This is a genomic window from Clostridioides sp. ES-S-0108-01 (genome assembly GCF_020662285.1).
Taxonomy (GTDB): Bacteria; Bacillota; Clostridia; order Peptostreptococcales; family Peptostreptococcaceae; genus Clostridioides.
Genome location: NZ_JADGMN010000022.1, coordinates 32586 through 58126 on the forward strand (window position 1 = coordinate 32586; position 25541 = coordinate 58126).

At 27.7% G+C, this 25541-nt stretch carries 25 protein-coding genes; 21 read left to right on the plus strand and 4 right to left on the minus strand.

The annotated features are described in order from the left end of the window. Nucleotides 1–107: 107 nt before the first annotated feature. From IR152_RS16255 to IR152_RS20120, 7 genes are all read left to right on the plus strand, one after another. Nucleotides 108–842: a GntR family transcriptional regulator gene (locus IR152_RS16255; protein ID WP_227452959.1), complete on the plus strand. Its 735-nt coding sequence runs from the start codon at nt 108–110 to the stop codon at nt 840–842. 9 nt (nt 843–851) lie between these two features. Then, on the plus strand, nt 852–1985 hold the full coding sequence (nagA, locus tag IR152_RS16260) for an N-acetylglucosamine-6-phosphate deacetylase (protein ID WP_227452960.1): 1134 nt from the start codon (nt 852–854) through the stop codon (nt 1983–1985). 97 nt (nt 1986–2082) lie between these two features. After that, nucleotides 2083–2832: a glucosamine-6-phosphate deaminase gene (nagB, locus tag IR152_RS16265; protein ID WP_227452961.1), complete on the plus strand. Its 750-nt coding sequence runs from the start codon at nt 2083–2085 to the stop codon at nt 2830–2832. 370 nt (nt 2833–3202) lie between these two features. Next, a complete protein-coding gene (locus IR152_RS16270) occupies nt 3203–3907 on the plus strand; it encodes a response regulator transcription factor (RefSeq protein WP_227452962.1) in 705 nt (234 codons plus the stop codon). 1 nt (nt 3908) lies between these two features. After that, a complete protein-coding gene (locus IR152_RS16275; protein ID WP_227452963.1) occupies nt 3909–4325 on the plus strand; it encodes a hypothetical protein in 417 nt (138 codons plus the stop codon). A gap of 14 nt (nt 4326–4339) precedes the next feature. Next, nucleotides 4340–5395 (plus strand): sensor histidine kinase, encoded by a 1056-nt coding sequence (locus tag IR152_RS16280; protein ID WP_227452964.1) that lies wholly within the window; start codon nt 4340–4342, stop codon nt 5393–5395. Between the two features lie 510 nt (nt 5396–5905). Beyond that, complete coding sequence (locus tag IR152_RS20120) at nt 5906–6037, plus strand: hypothetical protein (protein WP_255624938.1); 132 nt, start codon at nt 5906–5908, stop codon at nt 6035–6037. Between the two features lie 213 nt (nt 6038–6250). On the opposite strand, the gene IR152_RS16285 is transcribed toward IR152_RS20120, so the two are convergent. Then, nucleotides 6251–7081 (minus strand): MerR family transcriptional regulator, encoded by an 831-nt coding sequence (locus tag IR152_RS16285; RefSeq protein WP_227452965.1) that lies wholly within the window; start codon nt 7079–7081, stop codon nt 6251–6253. Between the two features lie 72 nt (nt 7082–7153). Between IR152_RS16285 and IR152_RS16290 the strand changes: the two genes are divergently transcribed. Beyond that, on the plus strand, nt 7154–8881 hold the full coding sequence (locus IR152_RS16290; protein ID WP_227452966.1) for an ABC transporter ATP-binding protein: 1728 nt from the start codon (nt 7154–7156) through the stop codon (nt 8879–8881). A gap of 35 nt (nt 8882–8916) precedes the next feature. After that, the gene (locus IR152_RS16295; RefSeq protein WP_227452967.1) at nt 8917–10779 is read left to right on the plus strand and encodes an ABC transporter ATP-binding protein; all 1863 of its coding nucleotides are present in this window, start codon (nt 8917–8919) and stop codon (nt 10777–10779) included. Nucleotides 10780–10955: 176 nt separating this feature from the next. Here the strand turns inward: IR152_RS16295 and IR152_RS16300 are convergent, their stop codons facing one another. Then, nucleotides 10956–12494, minus strand: a complete 1539-nt coding sequence (locus IR152_RS16300) for an amidase family protein (protein ID WP_227452968.1) — start codon at nt 12492–12494, stop codon at nt 10956–10958. A gap of 308 nt (nt 12495–12802) precedes the next feature. Next, entirely contained in the window at nt 12803–13684 is an 882-nt protein-coding gene (locus IR152_RS16305; RefSeq protein WP_227452969.1) for a LysR family transcriptional regulator, read from the minus strand. A gap of 387 nt (nt 13685–14071) precedes the next feature. On the opposite strand from IR152_RS16305, the gene IR152_RS16310 reads away from it, so the two are divergent. Beyond that, the gene (locus IR152_RS16310) at nt 14072–14761 is read left to right on the plus strand and encodes a polyphosphate polymerase domain-containing protein (RefSeq protein ID WP_227452970.1); all 690 of its coding nucleotides are present in this window, start codon (nt 14072–14074) and stop codon (nt 14759–14761) included. Nucleotides 14762–14859: 98 nt separating this feature from the next. Next, nucleotides 14860–15333, plus strand: a complete 474-nt coding sequence (locus tag IR152_RS16315) for a DUF4956 domain-containing protein (protein ID WP_413927517.1) — start codon at nt 14860–14862, stop codon at nt 15331–15333. Between the two features lie 233 nt (nt 15334–15566). On the opposite strand, the gene IR152_RS16320 is transcribed toward IR152_RS16315, so the two are convergent. Next, nucleotides 15567–16067, minus strand: coding sequence for a GNAT family N-acetyltransferase (locus tag IR152_RS16320; RefSeq protein WP_227452971.1), 501 nt, complete (start codon nt 16065–16067; stop codon nt 15567–15569). A 520-nt stretch (nt 16068–16587) separates the two neighbouring features. On the opposite strand from IR152_RS16320, the gene IR152_RS16325 reads away from it, so the two are divergent. The 10 genes from IR152_RS16325 to IR152_RS16370 all read left to right on the plus strand — a co-directional run bounded on the left by IR152_RS16325 (nt 16588) and on the right by IR152_RS16370 (nt 25275). After that, nucleotides 16588–17127: a helix-turn-helix domain-containing protein gene (locus tag IR152_RS16325; protein ID WP_021383760.1), complete on the plus strand. Its 540-nt coding sequence runs from the start codon at nt 16588–16590 to the stop codon at nt 17125–17127. A gap of 18 nt (nt 17128–17145) precedes the next feature. After that, a complete protein-coding gene (potA, locus tag IR152_RS16330) occupies nt 17146–18189 on the plus strand; it encodes a spermidine/putrescine ABC transporter ATP-binding protein (protein ID WP_021383779.1) in 1044 nt (347 codons plus the stop codon). 1 nt (nt 18190) lies between these two features. After that, nucleotides 18191–19027: an ABC transporter permease gene (locus IR152_RS16335; protein ID WP_227452972.1), complete on the plus strand. Its 837-nt coding sequence runs from the start codon at nt 18191–18193 to the stop codon at nt 19025–19027. 104 nt (nt 19028–19131) lie between these two features. After that, a complete protein-coding gene (locus IR152_RS16340; RefSeq protein ID WP_227452973.1) occupies nt 19132–19806 on the plus strand; it encodes an ABC transporter permease in 675 nt (224 codons plus the stop codon). Beyond that, the gene (locus IR152_RS16345; RefSeq protein ID WP_227452974.1) at nt 19806–20858 is read left to right on the plus strand and encodes an ABC transporter substrate-binding protein; all 1053 of its coding nucleotides are present in this window, start codon (nt 19806–19808) and stop codon (nt 20856–20858) included. Before IR152_RS16340 ends, IR152_RS16345 begins: the two co-directional genes overlap by 1 nt. Nucleotides 20859–21289: 431 nt before the next feature. Next, nucleotides 21290–21568 (plus strand): hypothetical protein, encoded by a 279-nt coding sequence (locus IR152_RS16350; RefSeq protein WP_227452975.1) that lies wholly within the window; start codon nt 21290–21292, stop codon nt 21566–21568. 179 nt (nt 21569–21747) lie between these two features. Further along, the gene (locus IR152_RS16355; RefSeq protein ID WP_227452976.1) at nt 21748–23370 is read left to right on the plus strand and encodes a cellulose biosynthesis cyclic di-GMP-binding regulatory protein BcsB; all 1623 of its coding nucleotides are present in this window, start codon (nt 21748–21750) and stop codon (nt 23368–23370) included. Between the two features lie 36 nt (nt 23371–23406). Then, nucleotides 23407–23742, plus strand: a complete 336-nt coding sequence (locus tag IR152_RS16360; protein WP_227452977.1) for a hypothetical protein — start codon at nt 23407–23409, stop codon at nt 23740–23742. Further along, nucleotides 23743–24192 carry a UDP-N-acetylglucosamine 2-epimerase gene (locus tag IR152_RS16365; RefSeq protein WP_413927518.1) on the plus strand — a complete coding sequence of 150 codons (450 nt, stop codon included), beginning with the start codon at nt 23743–23745 and terminating at the stop codon, nt 24190–24192. It abuts the gene before it with no gap. Between the two features lie 108 nt (nt 24193–24300). Continuing rightward, nucleotides 24301–25275, plus strand: a complete 975-nt coding sequence (locus IR152_RS16370) for a glycoside hydrolase family 73 protein (RefSeq protein WP_227452978.1) — start codon at nt 24301–24303, stop codon at nt 25273–25275. Nucleotides 25276–25541 lie beyond the last annotated feature (266 nt).

Consider the following 25541-nt stretch of genomic DNA (forward strand, 5'->3'; position numbering starts at 1 on the left):
TAAAATTTTTACAAAATAAGTTAAAAAGTATTGAAATAAAATTTCTTTTAAAGTATAATTGGTATATACCAAAATTGGTATATACCATATTGAAAAGTGGTGACTATATGAAAATAGTAAATAAATCTAGTAGCATACCATTGCATACTCAATTAAGTTCAATAATAAGAGAGATGATAGAAACTGGTGAGCTTAAAGAGGGCGATGCAATAATGCCAGAAAGAGAACTTTGTAACATACAAAATGTAAGTCGTATGACAGTAAATAAAACTATTGTTGGATTAGTTACAGAAGGTCTTCTTTATAGGGTACAAGGTAAGGGGACATTTGTTGCAAAGCAAAAAAAGAAGTATCAGTTTTCAAATGTAAAAGGTTTTACTGATGTCATGAAAGAAAAGGGAGTAGACATAAAAACGGATATATTATCCTTTGAGATGGAACTACCAGATGATTTAGTTAAAAGAAAGCTTGGAATAAGCGATAATACCACAAATATATATAAGATTGTTAGACTTAGATATACTGATGGAGAACCATTTGGATTAGAAATAGTATATCTATCAGAAGAAATGTGTAAGGGTCTTACAAAAGGGATATTAGATAATTCTTCATTATATAGGGTTTTAAATGAAAAATATGGCTATAAGATACAAAAAGCTGAACAAGTAATGGAGCCAGTAATACTTTCAGATGAAGAAAGTAAGCTTCTAGAAACAGACGAAGGTGCTTTAGCTCTTAAACTTCATAGAAATTCCTATAATAGAGAAGGTAACCCTATAGAATATACCATATCAATATTTAGAACAGATAAATACCAATATGAAATAGTATTGAGTGAGTAGGTGAATAATATGAAATGTTTAATTAATGGAAAGATAATATTAAAAAATCAAATCTTAGAAAATAAAGTATTAGTATTTGATGAAAAAATAATTGATATAGCCGATAGCATACCAAAAGATTGTGAAGTTATAGATGCTGATGGAAAATATATATCTCCAGGGCTTATTGATATTCATATACATGGAAACATGGGGAAAGATACAATGGATTCAACTGATGAATCTATTGAAACAATTTCAAAGTCAATAATGAGACATGGAGTAACATCTTTTCTTCCAACTACAATGACTATGGATAAAGAACATGTTTATGATGCACTTGAAGTTATTAAAAAAGCCCAAAATAGAAAGCTTGAAGGGGCGCAGGTATTAGGAGCACATTTAGAAGGTCCTTTTATAAATGAAAATTATAAGGGGGCACAAAATGAAAAGTTTATAATAAATTCAAAATACGAATTTATAAAAGAATACAAAGATGTTATAAAAGTTATAACTTATGCTCCAGAAAAAGACATTGATTTTGATTTTACTAGAGAAATAAAAAGATGTACAGATATAGTTTTATCTATTGGTCATAGTAATGCAAATTATGAGCAAGCTAAAGAAGCTATAAACTTAGGGGTAACAAATGTAACTCATATGTTCAATGCAATGACTGGTTTAAACCATAGAGACCCAGGTGTTGTTGGTGCAGCACTTACAACTGATGTGTACAGTGAGTTAATAGCAGATACAATCCATATAAATAAAGATTTATTTCAATTTATATTAAACAATAAGGGGAAAGAAAGACTGATTTTAATAACAGATTCTATAGAAGCTGGTGGTCTTGAAGATGGAAATTATGCTCTTGGAGGTCAGAAAGTCATAGTTAAGGGTAATGAAGCTAGACTTGAAAATGGAGCATTAGCTGGAAGTGTGTTGTCTTTAAATAAAATGGTATTTAACTTCTTAGATAATACAAATCTTAAAGTGAATGAAGCGATTAATTTAGCATCTTTAAATCCCGCAACATATCTAGGTATAAATGGCAAAAAAGGAAGCTTAGAAATAGGTAAGGATGCAGATATAGCTATATTTGATGAGAACTTAGATTGCAAGATGACGCTTTGCTTGGGAAAAGTTGTATATAAAAATATATAATTTATAAAGATAAATTTTAAATAAAAGCAATATAAAAAATAATAATAAATTAAACTTATAGCAGTTAAAGTATTAGCTAAAATTTAGGAGGAACAAAATGAGAATATTAGTATGTAAAGATTATGATGGAATGAGTAAAAAAGCAGCTGAGATGATAGCAGCTCAAATAGTTTTAAAACCAAATTCAATATTGGGACTAGCTACAGGAAGTACACCAGTAGGTATGTATAGAGATTTAGTAAAAAAATACAATGATAATATAGTAGATTTTTCAGATGTGATGAGCTTTAATTTAGATGAATATTATAAGTTACCAATATCTAATGACCAAAGTTATGATTATTTTATGAAAGAGAATCTATTTAATCATGTAAACATCAAGCCAGAAAATACTCATCTACCAAATGGAATGGTTGATGATATTGAAAAAGAATGTATAAACTATGAAAAGTCTATAGATGCAGTTGGTGGTATAGATGTACAAGTACTTGGAATAGGTCGTAATGCTCATATAGGTTTTAATGAACCTGATAATAAATTTGCAAAAAGAACTCATGTGGTTGAACTTACGGAATCTACAATAGAAGCTAATGCAAGATTCTTTAAATCAAGAGAAGATGTTCCTAAAAAGGCTGTAAGTATGGGGATTGGTTCAATATTAAAGTCTAAAAAAATATTACTTTTAGCTTCAGGAGAAGAAAAAGCTGATGCAGTGTATAAAACTGTTTATGGAGATATAACTCCAGAAGTTCCTGGTTCTATACTTCAACTTCATAAAGATACTATAGTTATAGTAGATGAAGCAGCGGCAAGTAAATTGAATCCAAAAGATTATAAATTAGTATAAGAATAGAATGTAGTTTAAGTAAAAAATAGCTGTCTTTAAATAATTAAGTTTATTTAGGGACAGCTATTTTTATTAAAATTAGTTAGTTATTATCTTTTACAAAAGCTCGTTATCAAGAAGTATCCAAATAATATATTAAAAATTATTATATTTCTATCCTAAGCGTAACAAACTCTATAATAATTTATTTTTGCCTTAAAATTGCCTTAAAATCTAAATAAGTTTAAAACTAATGTGATGTGAAAAGCTGATATAATTTAAATAGTAGTAAAAAAATAAGATTTAGATTATATATATTGAGATTTAATTGTTTAATCAATATATTTACACTATTCAATTTAAATTAAAAGTCTATTAAGGAGTGAGTTTTATGCAGAAGTTAATTTATATAGCAGATGATGAAGATAATATAAGAAATTTGGTAAAGACATTCTTAAAAAATGAAGGTCATGATGTTATGGATTTTAAAACAGGTGATGAACTTTTAGAACAATTTAATATAAAAGAATGTGATTTAGTAATACTAGATATAATGATGCCTGGCTCAAGTGGTTTTGAAGTATGCACAAAACTTCGTGAGAAAAGTACAGTTCCAATAATCATGCTTACTGCAAGAGATACAGATATAGATTATATTACAGGAATAACCTTGGGTAGTGATGATTATTTTACAAAGCCATTTAGCCCAATGTCTTTAGTTATGAGAGTAAAATCTATATTTAGGAGGATAGAATTTGAAAAGAAACAAAATTATGATAAGTACAGCGACTTGGTAGATATGGAATTGAAATTTGGAGATGTGACAATAAATAAAAAAAATAAAATAGTTACAAGTAAAAATATAAATATAGACCTTACACCAAATGAATATAATCTATTAACGTATTTATTTGAAAATAGAGATAGAGCAGTTTCTAGAGATGAATTATTAAACAAAATATGGGGATATGATATAGAGGTTGAGACAAGGGCTGCTGATGATACAGTGAAGAGATTACGTAAAAAAATTTTAGATACAAATATTTTAATAGAAACTGTATGGGGATTTGGATTTAGATTAAAGGAGAAAAATTAAGATGGAAAATAAAAATGACAAAAATATATTTGGAAAGATTAAATCCACATTTAAATTAAAATTCTCAAAGAAAAATATAAGCATAAAAACTAGGATTTTGTTGAGCATATTGTGTTTAATAATTATAGTTTTTATGATAATATTAGTATCTTTTAACGTATTGCTTGATACATATATAAAAACAACTGCAAATGAAGAGTTGACAAAGTCTACAGAAATAGTAGAACATATGGATAGTAATTTTAGACCGATTAAGCCTCCTCAAGATGATGGAAATCTTCCTCCAAAAGCATTATCTAATTTTATGAGAAATGTACAAGATAAAGTTAGGATGGCAGAAACACAATCAGAGGCTGATGCTATGGTGGTTGATTCCAAGTATAACTTGATATTTCCAACAAGAGAGATGATTTTTTAAAAAATATTGATGAGATGGAGTCGATTAGAGAGTGCATTCAAAGTGAAAAATTAGATTTAAACTCAGATGAAAATACACGCATATCTACCAGAAATAAGGATTACTATATTTCAACAGTAAAAATTACTAGTATATATGGTGAGCAAGATAAGTATCTTATACTTTTTATAGATATATCAAAAACTCTAAATCTAACTCAAAAGATAAATACTGTATTAATATCTGTAATGTGTTTTGCTGGAATATTAGCAATATTTACAGCTGTAATTTTATCTGAGAAAATTGCCAAACCCATAAAAGAGCTGTGTGAATTTGCAAAAAAAATGGGTCAAGGAGATTTCAAAAGAACCTACTTTGATTTTTCAGATAAAGAATTAGTAGAACTTTCAACTATTATGAATAAGAGTGCTGAATATCTTGATAAGTATGATAATGAACAAAAAATATTTTTTCAAAATGCATCTCATGAATTGAGGACACCACTTATGTCTATTAAAGGCTATGCAGAAGCTATAAAGTATGATGTTATAGATAGTAAGCATGCAAGTGATATAATACTTGAAGAAAGTGATAGGTTAAGTGATATGGTTGAAGACTTATTATACATTTCTAAAATAGATAATATAACTAAAGATTATGAACTTGTAGAATGTGATTTAAGAGAAGTACTTTCAAATTGTGGAGCTAGGCAAAATGTGAGGGCTATAAATAAGGGCATAGAACTTATTTATGAGTTTGATGAAGAAATGGTTCTATTTGAATGTGATGAAAAAAACATTTCCAAAGCGTTTATGAATCTTATAGAAAATGCTTTGAGGTATGCTAAGAGTGAAATAAAAATAGCATGCAAGTATAATCAAAGAAATATAGTTGTGATAGTAGAAGATGATGGAATTGGAATCAACAAAGAAGATTTACCTCATGTTTTTGAAAGGTTTTATAAGGGAGTAGGGGGGAATCATGGAATTGGACTATCAATAGTTAAGTCCATTGTAAATAAGCATGGTGGACGTATATACGTAGAAAATGGTAAAAAAGGAGCTAAGTTTACTATATTATTTAAGTTATAAAAAAATTAAAGAAAATATAGAGATGTTGTAAATAGAGATTCATGTGAGAGTAAGATTTTCATGCTACTATGTAGCTATAGAAAGGTGGATTGATTATGAATTTATTAATCTATAAACGATTTATAAAGTATGCAAGACTACAAGCAGTTTTTCTTGGAGGTATAGGAGTTGCTCTTTTATTATTTCCCAAATTTTTACTTGGGAGTATGTTTTATGTAATTGTTGGATATATAATTTTGAGTGGTGTTTTGCTTATTATTGATTTTATCAGAGAAAAGACAACTAAATCTATTCTTAATTATGGAAGTCTTGTTTTAGCGAGTTTACTTATTGTGTTTGGCTGTACCTCAATTGTTTTTTCACGTTATTTAGTCAATGTATCGCCTATTTATCTTGATGCATTGTTACTCATTAAAGCTTTTATATACTTTGTGATTGCTTTGTGTGCTACTACATTCTGGCAGAAAAGTATCTTAGCTATTTTTGCAAGTATAGCTCTTTTAGGGGGGGATGGCTGCTGTTATTTTTACATTTGGATTTGGTATTGGAGGTATTGTAGGTCTTACACGAGTTTCAGGATTTGCCTCATTGCTTTCGTGTATATATATACTTGTAGCATATCTAATTCATAAAAGATGTTAATCTGTATATTTTTATATGTTTCAGTGAAATTAATTAATATAAGCTTACTTACACCTTTTTAATTAAATGAATTACCACATATGACCATACATTCTTAGTTTATATAGACATAACCAAGGAATATAGAAAGCCTCTACATTCATATTCTTCTCCAAAGAAAAAGATGTTTTCGTAATCAAATTTATAAAATTGATATCTTTCCAGTCTAATATTTTACAGTTTAACTTCTGCTGAGATTTGGGTTAGATATTCATTAGAATCTCTAACACTTATGTCATATAGTAGATATTCTTCATAAATAAAATCCCCCATACATAAATTATTCTGATTAAAAAAATTTAATAACTTTTCATAAGTTTTGTAAATAGTTTCATAACTTCCTTTATGATAAGCAATTACATAAAGCCCTTTTGGCTTGATTGATATAGGATATTTCTTGTATTCTTTATTGACTTTTGTAAATAAATATGAATATGATTCAAAATCTTTATTAATTATATCTTCACCCTTAATGATTGAGCCAATCGTACCATAATCACTCAATTCATAGTTATCCATAAAGTTAATACATTCATATAAAAAATTTTCTTCTTCATCTTCAAAAAATTGTTCTTTATATGTAATAGGCGTTTTGACTAAGTACTCTTCTTCATGTTCTTCTAAAGTAATAGTATTCGCATCTATATTACATGCATTTTTAGTGAATGAAATTGTAGACTCCATTAGAGCCTGAATATTATTTAGTTTTTCAATTTCGTTGTTAATATCAATAGTTTTCTTTTCTAAAAGTTCAATTAGTAAATTAGGAGTTCGATTGTCTATATAAGCTTTAATTTCTTTTAAAGGCATTTTGACTTCCTTAAGTGAAGAAATTATACCAAAAATGCTTAATTGATGGTATGAGTAGTATCTATATCCATTTTCTTTTTTTAATTCTGGAGAGAAAAGACCTATATCATCATAATAGAAAAGTGTTTTTTTATTGACTCCACAAATCTTTGCGAATTCTCCAGTTGTAAAATAATTTTTTGAAACTTGACTCATAATTATAATTCCTCCTTGACTATCCTGTTACAGTATAGTTTATCATAATATTTTGTAAAGGAGTGTGAATATATGAAAAAATTAATTCGTTTTTTAAGACCATACAGAGTTTTAATTGTTATAGTTTTGATATTTACGTTTTTGCAAACACTTGGAACTTTATATATACCAACACTTACAGCAAGTATAGTAAATAATGGTGTAGTAAAAGGAGATATAGATTATATTGTAAAAACAGGTTTAATAATGTTGATAGTAGCTGGTATAACAGCTTTATCAGCTGTGTTGGTTTGTAAAGTATCAGCAAATCTATCATCTGGATTTTGTAGAGATATTAGAGAAGCAGTATTTATAAAATCACAAGATTTGTCAATAAATGATTTTAATAATATAGGCACAGCTTCAATGATTACTAGAAGCACTAGTGATATTACTTTAATAGGTCAATCTGTATTTATGTTTATTCAATTAGTATTACCAGCACCAATTATAACAGTTTCTGGTCTATTCTTAGCATATTCTATAGATAAAGTAATGACAATTATTATTGTTGTAGTGATGTTTCTATTCATGTTATCAGCCTTTTTGGTTGGTAAAAAGCTTATCAAGTTGTTTAAAATGATGCAAGTAAAAATGGATAATATGAATAGAGTATTACGTGAGGTAGTAACTGGAGTAAGAGTTATAAGAGCTTTTAATAGAAGCCGTTTTGAAAAAAAGAGATTTGATAAGACTGCAATAGATTATTCTGAAACAGCAATTTCAATAAATAAAATATTTGCAGTACTTATGCCTATTGTGATGTTAATAATGAATTTGGGTATAGTAAGTATTATTTGGTTTGGTGGGATGCGAGTAAGTAATGGGAATATGGAGATAGGTCATATAATGGCACTTGTTGAGTACTGTATCTTAATCCTATTTTATTTAATCATGGGAGTAATGGTGTTTATGTATATACCTAGAGCAGGTGCTTGTGCAGATAGAGTAAATCAAATATTAGATATAGAACCTGAAATTGTAGATGGAAATGGCTGTAAAGATATTATTTCAGAGAGAGGTCATTTAGTATTTAAAAATGTAACATTTTCATATGCTCAATCAGAAGAACCTGTTTTAAGTAATATAACATTTGAAGCAAAATCTGGAGAAGTAACTGCAATTATAGGAAGTACTGGTTCAGGTAAATCTACTATTGCAAATATAATACCACGTTTTTTTGAAATTCAATCTGGAGAAATATCTATAAATGGTCAAGATATTAAGAACATGTCTCAAAAAGAGCTTAGAGATAAGATTGGATTTGTACCACAAAAAGCCTTTTTATTTAGTGGGACAATAGAAGAAAATATAAGATATGGAAAAGAAGATGCAAGTATTGAAGAAGTAGAACATGCTGCAAGTATAGCTCAAGCTGATGAGTTCATTTCTGATATGGAAGATAAGTATGACTCATTTGTAGCACAAGGTGGAAATAATTTATCAGGTGGTCAAAAACAGAGAATATCCATTGCAAGAGCATTGGTTAGAAAGCCTGAAGTATATGTCTTTGATGATAGTTTTTCTGCATTAGATTTTAAAACAGATAAAAGACTTAGAAAAGCATTGAAGAATGAAATTAAAGATTCATCAGCTATAATTATAGCACAGCGTATAAGTACAATCATGGATGCTAATCAAATTATAGTTTTGAATGATGGAAAAATTGTAGGTATTGGAAAACATAAAGATTTACTTGAAAATTGTGAAGTTTATAAGCAAATTGCAGATTCCCAGCTTAGTAAAGAAGAACTTGCATAGTGTGAAGAATTAATCTGTGTATTTGGAGGTGTAATATGAGTGAAAAAAGAACAGAGAAACAAGATATAGAAGTACTTAGTTTTGAAGATGGTATGTCAGCAGAAAAAGCTAAGGATGCAAAAAAAACTACTAAAAGATTATTAAAATACATGGCAAAACAAAAGTTTAAAATATTAATTATTTTTATTTCAGTATTGATAAGTTCAGCACTTACAGTTTTAGCACCTATGATTATGGGAAAAGCTATTGACCAGTTATTTAATGGAATTAAAACTGCACTTCAAACAGGTACAAAATTCAGTGTGAATTTTAGTACTATGGGAGGCATAATATCAATACTTCTAGGGTTGTACTTGATTAGTGCAATATTTATATATATACAACAATATATTATGTCAGGAGTTGCACAAAATTTAGTACTTAACATGAGAAAAGACTTGAGTGATAAACTCAATAAACTTCCTCTTAAGTACTATGATTCCCATAAAAAGGGAGAAACACTTAGCATAGTTACAAATGATTTAGAAAAAGTAGCAGATAGTTTACAAGAAGGATTGATGCAACTTATTACAGCAGTAGTCACAGTAGTTGGTTCTATTGTAATGATGATAATTATAAGTGTACCACTTACGATAGTATCAGCTGTAACATTGGTTGTTTCACTGGGTATTACTGTTGTAATTGCAAGAAAATCACAAGAAAGATTCTCAGAAAATCAGAAGGCACTAGGAGAATTAAATAGCAATATAGAGGAGATATTTACTGGTCAAATAGTGGTTAAAGCGTTTAGCAAAGAAAAAGATACTATAAAAAATTTCAAAACATTAAATCAAAATCTTTATAATGCTAGTAGAAAAGCTCAATTCTCGTCATATGCAATATCTCCAATTATTAGATTTATAAATCAAATTGGGTATGTTATTATAGCAGTTGTAGGTGGTGTATTTGCATCAACTGGAGCAATGACCCTTGGTAGTATACAAGCTTTTATTCAGTATGTAAATCAAGCATCAGAGCCTACTACAGAGATATCTTATATTGTAAATATGCTTCAAGCAGCAATTGCATCTGCAGAGAGAGTTTTTACAGTTATGGATGAAGTAGAAGAAATAAAGGATAAAGAAGATTCAAAAGTTATCAACATGCCTAAAGGAAAAGTAGAATTTGAGCATGTTAAATTTGGATATAGTGATGATTCTATTCTTATGAAAGACATTAATATTAAATTGAATGCAGGGGATAAAATTGCAATTGTTGGTCCTACAGGAGCTGGAAAGACAACTCTTGTAAATTTACTTATGAGGTTTTATGAGATACAAGATGGAAGAATTACTATTGATGGTGTTAATATAAAAGACTTAAAGCGTGGAGGACTTAGAACTATGTTTGGTATGGTTCTTCAAGATACATGGCTGTTTAATGGAAGTATAAAAGAAAATATTGCATATAGTAAGTCAGATGCTACAATGGAGGAGATTGTAAGAGCAGCAAAATCAGCAAGAGTAGATTACTTTATAAGAACCTTACCTCAAGGATATGATACTATATTGACTGAGGATGCTTCTAATTTATCTCAAGGACAAAAACAGCTTCTAACAATTGCCAGGGCAATACTTTCAGACCCGTCAGTGTTAATTCTTGATGAAGCAACATCTAGTGTGGATACTAGAACAGAAGTGGAGATTCAAAAGGCAATGAATAACTTAATGAAGGGAAGAACTAGTTTTGTTATTGCACATAGATTATCAACTATTCGTGATGCAGATTTAATATTAGTAATGAAAGAAGGTACTATTATCGAACAAGGAAATCACAAGGAACTTATTGAGAATAAAGGATTTTATGAAGAACTTTATAATAGCCAATTTTCAAGTGAATATGACGAAGAAGTTGTGTAATTGATAACATTATTTATATGTGATTTTAAGTATAATCAAAATAATTAGGATGATAATAAAGGCGTTGTCTCAAAGCTGTGCTAAGATTGTATCATAAGAAAAATAGAGATAGTAAGAATTGTTTTAATAATTAAAAATAACCTCACTATCTCTATTTAGATTCTTAAAAAACTCTTTTATGGAGTCACTCTTCCTTGAATATTTTTTTCAAAGCTATATCCAATATCTAAGACCTTTTTATCCTCACCAGACAGTGTCATAAACGTAACACCAATAGGAGTACCCTTTCCATCTACTCCAAATGGTACATTTAATTCAGGATATCCTGATGCTGATGCCATTGTAGAACCAGAACTATTTAAAAAAACAATAGCATCTAAGTTCTTTTCTCTAAAAGTTTTATTAAGGACTGATTTTGATTTCTGGATTGAATCATCTATTTGATTCATGTTACTTTTTTCCACTTTATTAGCTTCTTCCAATAAGTCTTGACCATATTTAATTCTTCTTTTGGAGTCAGCATTATTAAATTTAATTAAGTCACTCAATTTTTTTATTGGCATATTATACTTGTTAGCGAAGTCTTCAAAGTCTTTTTTAAAGGATAAGTTGATAGTATTTATTATGCCAATGCCTTCTTCATTGAGACTAATGGGAACAACAGTGACATTCATATTTTCTAATTCTTGTTTTATATTTTTAAGAATCTTTTTATCATTATACTCATAGCTTAATAATCCAATTTTCATACCATTTAGTAATTTACTGTCAAATTCCAATGATATATTTTCGTTTGAAATCGCATTGTAAGCAATTGCTACATCTTGTACTGTTTTTGCTATTGGACCTGCTGTATCAATTTTTTTGACTAGTGGTATAATTCCATCATTAGATATTTTGTCTCTGGATGGTTTAAATCCCACTACTGAATTTGCTGATGCTGGAGCTACAATGGAACCATCTGTTTCTGTTCCTATGGAGATTGGAACTATATTTGCAGTAACAGAAACTGCACTACCACTACTGGAACCAGATGGAGAGATTTTTAAAGGCCCAAAAGGATTAACTGTTTGACCTTTTTTACCACTATACCCGCTAGGCATTATTCCTGAAATATAATTTGCGAATTCAGACAGATTATTTTTTCCCAATATAATAGCACCTTGCTTTTTCAAATCTTTTACTAAATTAGCATCTTCATTAGGAATAAAATCTGCAAAGGCAACAGTACCTGCACTTGTTGGCATATTAGAGGTATTAATATTATCCTTTAACATGACAGGAATACCAAAAAGTGGAGAAGGTATTATTTTATCCTGTGAAGACAATTTTAATCTCTCTGAATCCATATTTCTGGCATCAGCAATTGCATCTGGATTTACTTCTACCACAGAATTATATCCATGTTTAGTTTGGTCTATCGTTTTAATTCTATAAAGATATATTGCTGTAATTTCCTCATAAGTTATTATTCCATTTTCTACTGATTTTTGGATTTCATCAATACTCTTTTCAACTACATATTTTTCTTTATTAGCCACTATACTATCTATATCTAATTTACTCAATTGTTGATTTATAGATTTAATTAGTTTATCATTTTGATAAGAAATCCATTCTTCTCCAGGTGGAATAACGTTTTTGATGTATGCATATACACAAATTAAAAGGATTGAAATAAATATGATTATTCCAATAATAATCTTTTTTTTCATATTTTACCTCCGAAATTGTATTTGTTCTAATTGTTTACTAATATAGGTTACTATCTATCAATTTAAATATCAATTGCATATCAATAGAATTTATAACTCTATGTATCGTAAATTAAGCTAGGAATTATTTACTAATGAGCTATATATGACGAAATAATAATACTGTTCTTACAAAAATCTCAATATAGAAAGTATTCCCTAAAAAGATACAATATAGTATAGTAACAAATTATAAATTTTTACATATATATTAAATGGAGTTGCAACGAATAAATAAATATACTTATTTTAAATAAATCTATCTATTTTTAATTTTCAACAACTAAATCAATAAATAATTGCATAAGGGGACTAATCCACTTATTTTTATGATGACCACATACTGCAACAATACTCCTACCGTCTAACTCTGTATGTATTGCACATAGTTCTCCTGTCTTCAAATCATCTTCTACTGCAAACGTAGGAAGATATGATATTCCCATATCATTTTTCACTAAATTTTTAATAGTAGGTATACTCCAAAGTTCAATTGTATGGTCTAGAATAATATTCTTTTCATTTAAATATGATTCAAACATCTGTCTAAAAATGCATGCTGGTTCATCTATTATGAAAGGAATATTTAATTCTTGGTTTGGAGTAATAAAATCAGGAAATTGTTTTTTTACTTTTGGTGATGCAACTAGTGTTAAAGGTGATTCTCCAACAGTATAGGTAGAAATAGAATTTCTTAAGCCTCCAATATCTTTATAAAATATCCCTAAATCAATGCTTCCTGCAAGCAAAGAATTTCTAATATCATAGCAATTCATTGAGCGAAGAAATAGTCGGGCATTTGGTGCCATTTCATGAAATTGTTTTAAGATAGGAGGCATTTTATAACAAATAAGACTTTCTCCCATTGCTATATGCAAATCACCACGTAACTCAGATAAGTCAGTACCAAAATTCTTCATTTTATCAACAGAACATAGAACATCATCCACATAAGGTATTAGATTTTTACCAGCTTTAGTTAGAACCATTTTTCTTCCTATTTTTTCAAATAAATGTGTAGATAGTTCTTGTTCTAGCTGTTGTACTTGAAATGTTATTGTTGATTGTGTGTAATTGAGCTTATTTGCTGCTTTAGAAAAACTGCCTTCCTCTATTATGGTTTTAAAAGTTTGTAGGTATTTAAGATACATATTTAACCTCATTTCATTCAATATAATTGAAGTATAAATTTAAATATTTCGATTTTTTTATGATTTAATTTATAGCATTATAATATAAAAGGAGATTGATTGCAAGTGTTGAGTGAAGTTTTATTATCTTTTTTTGCTTTCTAAAACTACTATTTGTTAGCCATCCAGAATCTAATACTATATAAAATTCAATTTTCAAATGAAGATATAAGATATTATTAAAAATTAGATAAATAAATTTACATTTATTTTTTCAATCTAATCTTATTTGCCACATATATGCCATAAAGATGCACTTATTTTACGGAGATTTAACGAAGTCAAGTGAAGTATACTCTAAATATAAAATAAATCAAACATATTTAAATGAATTGAGAGGTGATAATAATGGATAAGAAGTTAAACTATAGATTTGAGATGAAACACAAAATAACTGAAGCAGATGTACTAGCTTTAAAATCAAGACTTTATCCAATAATGAAGAAAGATAGAAACGCATCAAAAGATGGAAAATATCTTATCAGAAGTTTGTATTTTGATACACCTGAAGATAAAGCACTTTTAGATAAGTTAAATGGAGTTGCAATGAGAGAAAAGTTTAGAATAAGATTTTATAACAATGACCCTTCTTATATAAAGTTGGAAAAAAAAATAAAGCATTATAATATGACATCAAAGTTATCAGTTAGTTTAACAAAAAAAGAAGTAATAAAGATACTGAATAATGACATTGAATTTCTAAAAGAATCGACAAATTGTTTATTAAGAGAATTTTATTTAAAAGTAAAATGTGAAAGGTTGGAGGCAAAAAGTATTGTTGATTACGATAGAGAAGCCTTTATTTATCCGGTTGGAAATGTTAGGGTTACAATTGATAGCGATATTAAAACCTCTGTAAATTCAACAGATTTATTTAATAAAGATTTACCAACTGTTTCAGTAGTTGATGAGAATATGACTGTATTAGAGGTTAAATACGATGAATTTATACCAGATTTTATAAAGGATTTAATTCAAATTAATAAAACTACTTCTACAGCAGTTTCAAAGTATGCTTCAAGTAGATTGTATATTTAAAAATAAAATCTAAGATTTATATTAATCAATACATCAATAAAGCTAAAAAAAGAATAAATTAACAAATAAATTAAAAAATAGGAAGGATGATTTTAATTATGACATTTAACGATATTTTTAAATCAAGTTTTATAGAAAACGTATCAGGTTTTTCATTTATAGATAGTACTTTAGCACTAGGTTCAGCATTTTTAGTGGGTTTGTTTATATATATGGTTTATAAAAAGACATATATGGGAATTATGTATTCTCGACCATTTAATGTTTCGCTTGTAGCACTTACAATGCTTACAACTTTTGTAATATTAGCAGTTACATCAAACGTAGTTTTATCTCTAGGTATGGTTGGTGCTTTATCTATAGTAAGATTTAGAACAGCAATTAAAGACCCAATGGATTTAGTATTTCTATTTTGGTCATTGGGTTCAGGAATAGTTTTGGGAGCAGGTTTGATTCCATTAGCTGTTATGGGTTCAGTAATTATGGGATTGATTTTAATATTCTTTTCAAATAAAACAATATCTGAAACACCATATATATTGATGGTAAATTGTAATGTGGAGCTTCAATGATAATCATGTCTATTATGTTAGTGGGTGTATCAAAGATAAACCAAAGAAGATTTATAAAGTCAAAATAGAATAATACACAAATAATATTGATACTGTTAAGTAAATCCTTACTTAGCAGTATTTTTTGTAAAAATTTATATAGTTTTTGTATTGCCTCTTTGTATCTTGTTAAATACCAATATATCCTGGTTTTACTATTTTTTATTTCATAAATCTCATTTCTGAACTGAAACTTATTTAGTTAATCCATAAATACAAAGGTTATAAATTTTATCATTTTTAACAACTGCTTTTTTCATAATGCCTTCTAATGAAAAATTGTTCTTTTCTAAAACTCTTCTAGAAGCAATGTTTGGCTCATAAACCAATCCAGTGATACGAATAATATCTAATTCTAAAAAAGCAATGTCACATATTTTCTTTACCGCTTCTGTCATAATTCCATTTGACCAACTACTTGTAAGAAGTAGATAACCAATTTCTGCATCTTTTTCATAAACATCTGATTTTTGTTCAATAGAAATATTGCCGATAATATTTTCGTCAACTGTAATTGAACGAAATACTCCATCTTTTCCATCATGCTCAAGTACCATATTTAACCACCAGTCAGCACTAGCTTTTGTATATGGGGATGGAATCCTATTTGAAAGATATTTTTTATCAACTAAATTACATAGTGATATAAGGCTTTCCTTATCATTTAAAGTCCATTTATTTAATTTTATATTCATACAAATTTCCCCCCATAAAATTCTAATTTATCTATTTTCCATATTTTATCATAAGCCTAGTTTAAAGTCATTCTTTTTCTGTTATCAGAGGAATATTCATCAATTTAAAAGTTCTTTATAGTTTTTGCTATGGAGGTTATAGAAATAATGGCAATAATAAATTATGAAAATCACTTAACTCAATAAGAGGTACTATAAAATATAGATTTCTAGCAATTTTTTATTTGTTCAATATTTTTAGGTAATAGAAGCCTTATTCTGTATTTAATGAATTAATTAATTTATAATTAGAGATACTAAACTTTATAAATATTAATATAAACACCTTTAAACTGTGTATTTTCTAAAGCCTTTAAAATACTTGTATTTATTCTAAATAAAAAAATAAAAAAATGTCAAAAAAACTCTTGTATTATATCCAAATTTTATATATAATTACCTATGTTGTTTAGAAATTTTAAACTCAATGTTTAGTAAACAAAATGTTTAGTAAAATAAAACAGAAACTAGGAGGTGCAACATGGATATAGGTGAAAAGATAAAAAGATTAAGAACAGAAAAACAACTGACCCAGGAGGAGTTAGCCAATAGATGTGAACTGTCAAAGGGATTTATTTCTCAATTAGAAAATAACTTAACATCACCATCCATAGCTACCCTTATAGATATACTTGAAATACTAGGTACAAATTTAAGGGAATTTTTTAATGAAATAGATGATGAAAGAATTAGTTTTACAAAAGAAGATATGTTTGAAACTGAAGACGAAGATTTAAAATATAAACTTAAGTGGTTAATTCCAAATTCACAAAAAAATGAAATGGAGCCAATAATAATAACATTGTATCCAGGAGGACAGTATAAAGAAGAAAAGCCACATGAAGGCGAAGAATTTGGATATGTATTAGCAGGCTCGATATATGTCCATATAGGCGAAAAGAAAAATAAGGTAAAAAAGGGAGAAAGCTTTTACTTTAGACCAAGAGCAAATCACTATATATCAAACGAAGGTAAAACGACAGCAAAAGTGATTTGGGTAAGTACGCCACCATCATTTTAGAATAGAGGTGTTTAATAATTGGTAGAAAATATAATAGAATTAAGGGATATATCTAAGCATTATGAGGAACTTACTGTTTTAGATAATTTCAATTTAGATATAAAGAAAAATGAATTTTTAACTTTACTTGGACCAAGTGGATGTGGAAAAACTACTACATTAAAAATAATAGCAGGATTTGAGTATGCTGATGATGGTAAAGTTTTATTTGAAGGTAAAGAGATAAACAATTTGCCACCATATGAAAGACAAGTAAATACAGTATTCCAAAAATATGCTTTATTTCCACATATGGATGTGTATGAAAATGTAGCTTTTGGACTAAAAATTAAAAAGACTCCAAAAGATGTAATAGATGCTAAAGTAAAAGAGGTTTTGAAACTTGTTGCACTAGAAGGATTTGAAAGACGACAAGTTGATTCATTAAGTGGAGGACAGCAACAGAGAATTGCAATAGCAAGAGCTTTAGTTAATGAACCGAAAGTATTGTTACTAGATGAACCACTTGGAGCACTTGATTTAAAGTTAAGACAAGAAATGCAAATAGAATTAAAGAGAATTCAAAAAAAATTAGGAATAACATTTGTGTTTGTAACTCATGACCAAGAAGAGGCTCTTACTATGTCAGATACTATTGTTGTAATGTACAAGGGCAAAATTCAACAAATGGGAACACCTCAAGATATATACAATGAACCTAAAAATTCATTTGTAGCTAAGTTTATAGGTGAAAGTAATATATTTGATGGAATTATGATAGAAGATTATAAAGTTAATTTCTGTAATAGAGATTTTGAGTGTGTTGATAAAGGCTTTGAAAAAAACGAAAATATAGAAGTAGTAATAAGACCAGAAGATATAAAAATGGTAAAGCCAGAAGAAGGTATGTTAAAGGGGAAAGTTACATCTACAGTGTTTAAAGGAGTGCATTACGAGATAGAGTTGAATGAAAATGGAAGATTGTGGATACTTCATAATACTAAAAATGCTGAGGTTGGAACAGAACTAGGCATGGACATATATCCAGAAGACATCCATATAATGAGAAAAGAGAATAACTAAGATGAAAAGAAAATCTTTCTTAGCATATCCATATGTAATTTGGAGCGCGATATTTGTAATAATTCCTTTAATACTAGTAGTATTTTTCAGTTTTACAAAAGAATCAGGTGGAGGTTATGCCTTTACACTTGAGAATTATAAAGAAGTAATCGACCCTATATATATTAAAGTTTTTGGGCGTTCTATTCTTTTAGCAGGAGGAGCGACATTGATATGCCTTGTAGTTGGTTATCCAGTGGCATATATAATTTCAAAAGCTCATGTAAGTAGAAGAGGTTCGTTAATATTATTATTTATTCTTCCTATGTGGATGAACTTTCTTTTAAGAACATATGCATGGGTTGCTATATTAGGAAAAAATGGACTTTTAAATACATTTTTAGGTTGGTTTGGAATACAACCATTGGCAATTTTATATACTAACGTTGCTATACTTTTAGGTATGGTATATAACTTTTTACCATTTATGGTACTTCCAATATACACTGCACTATCAAAGATGGATAATGATTTGATAAATGCTGCTCATGACTTGGGTGCAAATAATATGACAGTGTTTAGAAAAATTATATTTCCTTTGAGTTTGCCAGGTGTAATGTCTGGAATAACTATGGTATTTATGCCAGCAGTCACTACTTTTGCAATATCAAGGCTGTTAGGTGGAGGTAAAATAATGCTAGTTGGAGATTTGATTGAACAACAATTTACAGTAGTTGGAGATTGGAACTTTGGCTCAGCTATATCGATATTTATGATGATAGTAATATTAATATCTATGTCTATAATGTCAAAATTTGGAGATGAATCTGACAAAGAAGGCGGTGGGTTACTATTTTAAAATTAAAGAAAATAACTTCTAATATATATTTAGCATTAGTATTCTTATTTTTGTATGCACCCATATTTGCCTTGGTACTATTTTCTTTCAATGATTCAAAATCAATGGCAAGATGGAATGGATTTACATGGAAGTGGTATGGTCAATTACTTCAAAATGAGAGTATAATGAGTGCTTTATATTACACTATTGTAATAGCTATATTAGCATCTGTAATATCTACAATAGTAGGAACTATAAGTGCCATAGGAATACATAAGATGAGAGGTAAGAGTAAAAAAATAATACTAAACGTAAACTATCTTCCTATTTTAAATACAGAGATAGTTACAGCAGTAGCTCTTATGAGTCTATTTGTGTTTGTAAAAATGGAATTTGGATTTACAACAATGCTATTGGCACATATAATGTTTTGTTTGCCATATGTTATACTTTCAGTTTTACCAAAAATGAAGCAATTACCTGATAATATAGAAGATGCAGCTATGGACTTAGGTGCAACACCTATATATGCTCTTAGAAAAGTAATTTTACCACAAATAAAGCCAGGTATAGTTTCTGGATTTTTAATCGCATTTACTATGTCAATAGATGACTTTATAATAAGTTTCTTTAATGCTGGAAATGGTGTAAGCAATCTTTCTATAGAAATCTATGGAATGGCTAGAAGAGGTATAAAACCTGAAATAAATGCATTATCAACAATAATGTTTGCAGTAGTTTTAGGGTTACTTTTACTGGCTAATAAGAAAGAATCTATAGTAAGGGGGACTAAATAATGATTAAATTTAAAAAAGTAATATCCCTTATAGCTGTAGGTATGATGACAGTTACTTTATTTACAGGATGTAATAAAGCAACTGATTCTACAAAAGTTTTAAATGTATATAATGTTGGAGATTATATAGATGAATCTCTTATAGATAAGTTTGAAAAAGAAACAGGAATAGATGTTCAATATTCAACTTATGATACTAATGAAATGATGTATCAAAAAGTAAAAAGTGGTAGTACACACTACGATTTAGTCTTTCCTTCAGATTATATGGTAGAGAAGATGAAAAATGAAGGTCTTTTGGAAAAATTAGATTTTAAAAATATACCTAACATGAAGTATTTAGATAAGAGTTTTTTAAATCCTATATACGATGAAACTAATGAATATAGTGTTGCATATATGTGGGGAACTCTTGGAATATTGTATAATAAAAAAGAAGTTAAAGAGTCTATAGATAGCTGGAATATACTTTGGAATCCAAAGTATAAGGGCAATATAATGATGTTTGACTCTGTTAGAGATACTATAGGAATAACTCTTAAAAAATTAGGATACAGTATGAATAGTGTAAATCCAAAAGAAATAAATGAAGCGAAAAATCTTTTAATGAAGCAAAAAGACTTGGTATTAGCATATGTAAATGATGAAGGTAAAGACAGATTGCTTGGTGGAGAAGTGGCAATGGGTATGCTGTATTCTGGAGATGCAGTTACATTAATGGAGCAAAATCCTGACCTTGATTATGTTATACCTAAAGAAGGTACTAATAAATGGGTAGATGCTATGTGTGTGCCGACAACAGCACAAAATAAGAAAGAAGCTGAGCTGTTTATAAACTTTTTATTAGACCCAGAGAATGCAAAAGTAAATGCTGAGTACATTGGATATTCAACACCTAATACAGGAGCACTAAAATTATTAGACCCAGAAATAACTGAGAATCCTGTTGCATATCCATCTAAAGAAGTACTTAATAAATGTGAAACCTTTGAAGATATTGGTCAAAATATAAAATTGTATGACAAGGCTTGGATAGAGCTAAAATCAAAATAGAGTTTTGTTGATTTAAGTAAGTTTACTTAATAAAACTGTTCTTTTTTAGAAATTGATTTTCTAATTATTGAACAGTTTTATTTTTTGTTTAGCTGTATCTTTATTTTGAGTCTATTTTCATAACAATTTGAAGTCCAATAAGTTTAATTGATTACTATTTTTATAATAACAACTGTAAAGAGGCTGTCTCAAAATTGAGATAAGCCTCTTTTGTATTGTTGGAATGATGAAAATATATTTGATTTCATAGAAAAAAAGTGATTCATGAGCTAAAAAATTTGCTTTGAGACACTATTTTTTATTAAATTATAGTCATAAGTAATTTAACTAGTTTTTTGATAAGTGAAAAACTTATTTGAATAATGACTTTAATAATAATTAGAAAAAATGGGCAATTTAATAGAATAATTGGAGGTGTAAATTTATAAAAAATGAATAGGATAAATAAAAAAATAGATTTATTAATATTGACTTTGCTTATTTTTATATTTTTAATTGTTGGAATAGTAATACTATCGATTAGAACAGAAAATAAATTGAATGTGTTTATAATGCTAGCAATAATTTTTTTCATAATAATGTTAACTTATTTATCAAACTCAGCAGTAGGATTGATAACAAGTTCAATAATTATATTTATGTATACATACTATATTTTATATAACAATATTACTCACAATATGGATGTTGAATTTATATCATATATGTGAATAATAGCAATACCAATATCTTCAATTATAATGGGTAATTTATGTATTTTACATACTCCCAATTGTGGTTGCTTGTAGCTATAAAAGGAATGATAGAGTATATAAAAGATATAATTTTAAAAGAGAAGTTAAATGGTATAAAACAGAAAGATTTTGATTCATGTACAGGAGGAATTAACATGAAAAAATTTATTATATCAATTATATCTTTAGTATTGTTTTTTTCAAATGTATTACTTATAGACGAAGTAAAGGCTGATGAGACTAAAGTTAAAAATTATAAATTTGAAAGAGACATCACTATTGATGGTGTTATAGGAAGTAATAGTACTTTTTTTGAGGTAAATAAAAATTGGGATATTGAAGAAGTTTTATTACATCTTAATTTTAGTAAGAGTCAAATATTAAATGGAGATGTTTCAAGTTTAACTGTTTCAATAAATGAATATCCATATCCATATGCAGAAATTGAAAATAATCTTAAATTAGATACAACTATGGTAGTACCAGATAATATGACTAGAGGAGAGTCTACAGCTGTATTCAATTTAGCCTCAGAATTTGGAAAAATAACAAAAAATGATAGTTTAAAGTTAGATGTTAAATTATATTCAGAAATGAAAAATTGGTCAGATGATAATATTATATATATTGGTAAACCTGAAAATACAGCAGAAGAAATCTTGGATATTTTAAGTACAAAGGAACAAACTCTATTATCTTCAAACTGTCTAATCAAGCAGGTAGATTCACCATACAATAATAAGAAGAAGATGATGTTGGTAATTGGTAGTAATGAAAAAGATTTAATAAAGGCATCAAATTTATTAATAGAAAAGAGACTTTCTAATCAAGTTCTATCATCATCAATACTTGTAAACAAAGACACCAATATAAAAATCAATGGGGAACAAGAACTAAATTTAGGTCATTTAACATTAAAGGACTTGGGATATTCGGATTTTTTGTTGGAAGGAGAATTTAATCAACAAGCTTTATTCGATATCAAAATACCAAAGGGTAAGGTACTAGATAATGGTTCAAAGATTGTCTTGAATTTAAGATATTCTGACAATTTAGACTTTGAAAAATCTTTAGTTACAGTAAAAGAAAATGAATCTTTGTCTTTTGAAAGTTATCCATATCCATTTGTTAGAGATGATGAGTTTAATGATTTAACTGTGATAATGCCAGACTATTCAGGTTCACAAGCTATGACTTGGATGTCTAGACTAGGTGCTAATTTAGGTGCAAATATAAATTCACATAATGGAAAGATAAATGTAATTAGAGGAAAAGAGTTTAATGACAAGTATGAGGATACCAATATTATAGTTTTTGGAGTGCCACATAATAGCTCTGTTATAAAGAAATTAAATAATAATTTAAATATAAAGTTCAATAAAAATTACTCTAGCTTTTTACCAAATGATAAAATAAGCTTTATTGATGATTATGGAAAAAATATTTCTGCGATTCAATTGATAAAATCACCTTATAATAATCAAAAAAATATCATGGTAATTAGTTCAATAAATGAAAAAAACTTATATTTGGGAATGGATTATTTGTTGAATAAAAGTAAAGCTAATGATTTAAAAGGAGATACATTGACAATTGATGAATATGGAGAGGTAGAAGATTTAGCTTATAATGTAAGAGCTAAGAAAGAAGTAAAAGATTCAAACTGGAATATCAGTATAAATAAGACAACCAAAGTATTTTTAATGATTTCTTTTATTACTATAATTGTAGCTATAATATTGTCAATGTTATATATAAAAAAGTACAAAAGAAGATAATGTGATAAATTTATTATTTTAAAAGAGGTATATAATTTGAAGAAATATATAAACGAATTTAAATTAAAAAGAAATATTTTAATCTCAGTAATGGTTTTAATTTTTATATTTATAATTTACTTTATAAGTATTGAGTTAAAAGATAGAAGTCTAATAGATAATCAATATAAAGGTAAGATTAAATCGGCCAATTTATCTGTAGATTATGAAATAAATCAAGTTATGAAGGATATAGATAAATTAGAATTGAATACAGTAAATGTACCTATAATTATAAATGTAGATGCCATTAATTCTGATATTATGTCAATAGATAATAATAGTAAAGAGAAAGCAATTAAGCTAATAAAAAAATTAATAGGAGAGATATAAATGAATGACGTCAAGGTTATGACTGTATTTGGGACTAGACCGGAAGCTATCAAAGTAGCTCCTTTAATAGCTGATGAAGTATTTGGGAAATCTCCTAAAAGAATTCATATTATAGAACCTTTAGAAGTAGTTGATTTTCATAATTTTTTAAATAAATCTTATATGATAATGACTGATAGTGGGGGAATACAGGAAGAAGCTCCGTCGTTAGGTAAACCAGTTCTTGTGTTGCGTGATAAAACAGAAAGAACAAAAGGTATTGAAGCAAAGACGCTTAAATTAGTAGGTACTAATGAAAAAAGAATATATAATTCAGTGAGTAATTTATTGATAAATAAAGTCAATTATGTTCAGATGAGTAAAGCATCTAATCCATATGGGGATGGAAGAGATAGTAAATATATAGTAGATATAATAATGAAAAAATTTAACTCTAAATATTTAAATTAAGTTTTGTCTGTTTAATTTGAAATTTATATTAGATAGAAATTAAAATATTAACCACTTGATATAAAATTTATGATAATATAAGGAATACAATTTTTAAGGGGGAATAATATGGCTAGAAAATTAATAAAAAATTTAGGTAAAAGTAAAAGTGTAAAGAGAGTAAAGCTTTTATTTAAAAAGATTTTTATTACTGTATTCATAGTAGCAAGTATAGTTGCTATTTTTAATATAACAAAATATTTTGAAGAATTATACAAAGTAAGAGATTTAAAAAGTACTAAAATTGAATACTATATGGATGTAGCTGATGAAGCAGGGGATGGAAAAGTCCAATTAAGTTGGAAGGCCTTACTTGCTATAGATATGGTAATTCATGATGAAGATTTAAGCAATATAAAAAAGAAAGATACATTGGATATAGGGGAAAAGTTTATAGTAGAAGATAAAAATGATAAAGGCGAAAAAGTGTATAAGGTAAAAAAGTTTAATAAGGTATTAAGTGAATTGAGATTTAACTCTTCACAAAAAAGTAGAGCAAGAAAGTATATGAAGGATTTAGAGTATACATATCTTGGAGATAAACAATTAAATAGTAGTGATGAAAAAATTAAATTTATAAAGAAATTAGAAGACTCGGCCATAAGAGAATATATTGATTATGGAATATTACCATCTATAACAATTGGACAAGCTATATTAGAGTCTGGATGGGGAAATTCTAAACTTACAAAACAGAGTAATAATTTATTTGGTATAAAAGCAGATAAAGCATGGAAAGGAAAAAGTGTGGAAATTTCAACTTCAGAGCATTATAATGAAAAAGTTGTAGCGAGTTTTAGGTCGTATAATTCACTACAGGATTCTGTCAAAGACCATAGTTTGTTTTTGGTCAATAATAAAAGATATAGAAAACATGGATTGTTTGAGGCGAAAGATTATATTAGTCAAGCTCAGGCATTAGAAAATGCAGGATATAGTACAGCAGAAGATAAAAAAGGAAATCGCATATATTCAGAACTATTAATAGAAGTTATTAGAAGTTATAATTTACAACTAATAGACAATAAAGTGGAGACAAAATAATTGTTAATTTTATATGAAGATATAGCAAGAAAAGATTATTTTCTACAAAAGAATAGAAAAATTGTAAAAAAAACTAAAAAAATGTATTGACTTGTTATTTAAAAGGTGATATTATTATTACTGTACTCGAAAGAGAACAAAATGAACTTTGAAAATTAAACAGTAGGTTAATTTATAAACAAGAAACAAACCATAAAGCCAGATATTTTGATAACAATAGTATCTGAGCCTGATAAACTTTTATTTGAGAGTTTGATCCTGGCTCA

Excerpts from the sequence above, each read along its gene's own strand:
- IR152_RS16255 (WP_227452959.1), top strand. The coding sequence starts at position 108 with ATGAAAATAGTAAATAAATCTAGTAGCATACCATTGCATACTCAATTA.
- nagA (WP_227452960.1), top strand. The coding sequence starts at position 852 with ATGAAATGTTTAATTAATGGAAAGATAATATTAAAAAATCAAATCTTA.
- nagB (WP_227452961.1), top strand. The coding sequence starts at position 2,083 with ATGAGAATATTAGTATGTAAAGATTATGATGGAATGAGTAAAAAAGCA.
- IR152_RS16270 (WP_227452962.1), top strand. The coding sequence starts at position 3,203 with ATGCAGAAGTTAATTTATATAGCAGATGATGAAGATAATATAAGAAAT.
- IR152_RS16275 (WP_227452963.1), top strand. The coding sequence starts at position 3,909 with ATGGAAAATAAAAATGACAAAAATATATTTGGAAAGATTAAATCCACA.
- IR152_RS16280 (WP_227452964.1), top strand. The coding sequence starts at position 4,340 with ATGGAGTCGATTAGAGAGTGCATTCAAAGTGAAAAATTAGATTTAAAC.
- IR152_RS20120 (WP_255624938.1), top strand. The coding sequence starts at position 5,906 with ATGGCTGCTGTTATTTTTACATTTGGATTTGGTATTGGAGGTATTGTA.
- IR152_RS16285 (WP_227452965.1), bottom strand. The coding sequence starts at position 7,081 with ATGAGTCAAGTTTCAAAAAATTATTTTACAACTGGAGAATTCGCAAAG.
- IR152_RS16290 (WP_227452966.1), top strand. The coding sequence starts at position 7,154 with ATGAAAAAATTAATTCGTTTTTTAAGACCATACAGAGTTTTAATTGTT.
- IR152_RS16295 (WP_227452967.1), top strand. The coding sequence starts at position 8,917 with ATGAGTGAAAAAAGAACAGAGAAACAAGATATAGAAGTACTTAGTTTT.
- IR152_RS16300 (WP_227452968.1), bottom strand. The coding sequence starts at position 12,494 with ATGAAAAAAAAGATTATTATTGGAATAATCATATTTATTTCAATCCTT.
- IR152_RS16305 (WP_227452969.1), bottom strand. The coding sequence starts at position 13,684 with ATGTATCTTAAATACCTACAAACTTTTAAAACCATAATAGAGGAAGGC.
- IR152_RS16310 (WP_227452970.1), top strand. The coding sequence starts at position 14,072 with ATGGATAAGAAGTTAAACTATAGATTTGAGATGAAACACAAAATAACT.
- IR152_RS16315 (WP_413927517.1), top strand. The coding sequence starts at position 14,860 with ATGACATTTAACGATATTTTTAAATCAAGTTTTATAGAAAACGTATCA.
- IR152_RS16320 (WP_227452971.1), bottom strand. The coding sequence starts at position 16,067 with ATGAATATAAAATTAAATAAATGGACTTTAAATGATAAGGAAAGCCTT.
- IR152_RS16325 (WP_021383760.1), top strand. The coding sequence starts at position 16,588 with ATGGATATAGGTGAAAAGATAAAAAGATTAAGAACAGAAAAACAACTG.
- IR152_RS16335 (WP_227452972.1), top strand. The coding sequence starts at position 18,191 with ATGAAAAGAAAATCTTTCTTAGCATATCCATATGTAATTTGGAGCGCG.
- IR152_RS16340 (WP_227452973.1), top strand. The coding sequence starts at position 19,132 with ATGGCAAGATGGAATGGATTTACATGGAAGTGGTATGGTCAATTACTT.
- IR152_RS16345 (WP_227452974.1), top strand. The coding sequence starts at position 19,806 with ATGATTAAATTTAAAAAAGTAATATCCCTTATAGCTGTAGGTATGATG.
- IR152_RS16350 (WP_227452975.1), top strand. The coding sequence starts at position 21,290 with ATGAATAGGATAAATAAAAAAATAGATTTATTAATATTGACTTTGCTT.
- IR152_RS16355 (WP_227452976.1), top strand. The coding sequence starts at position 21,748 with ATGAAAAAATTTATTATATCAATTATATCTTTAGTATTGTTTTTTTCA.
- IR152_RS16365 (WP_413927518.1), top strand. The coding sequence starts at position 23,743 with ATGAATGACGTCAAGGTTATGACTGTATTTGGGACTAGACCGGAAGCT.
- IR152_RS16370 (WP_227452978.1), top strand. The coding sequence starts at position 24,301 with ATGGCTAGAAAATTAATAAAAAATTTAGGTAAAAGTAAAAGTGTAAAG.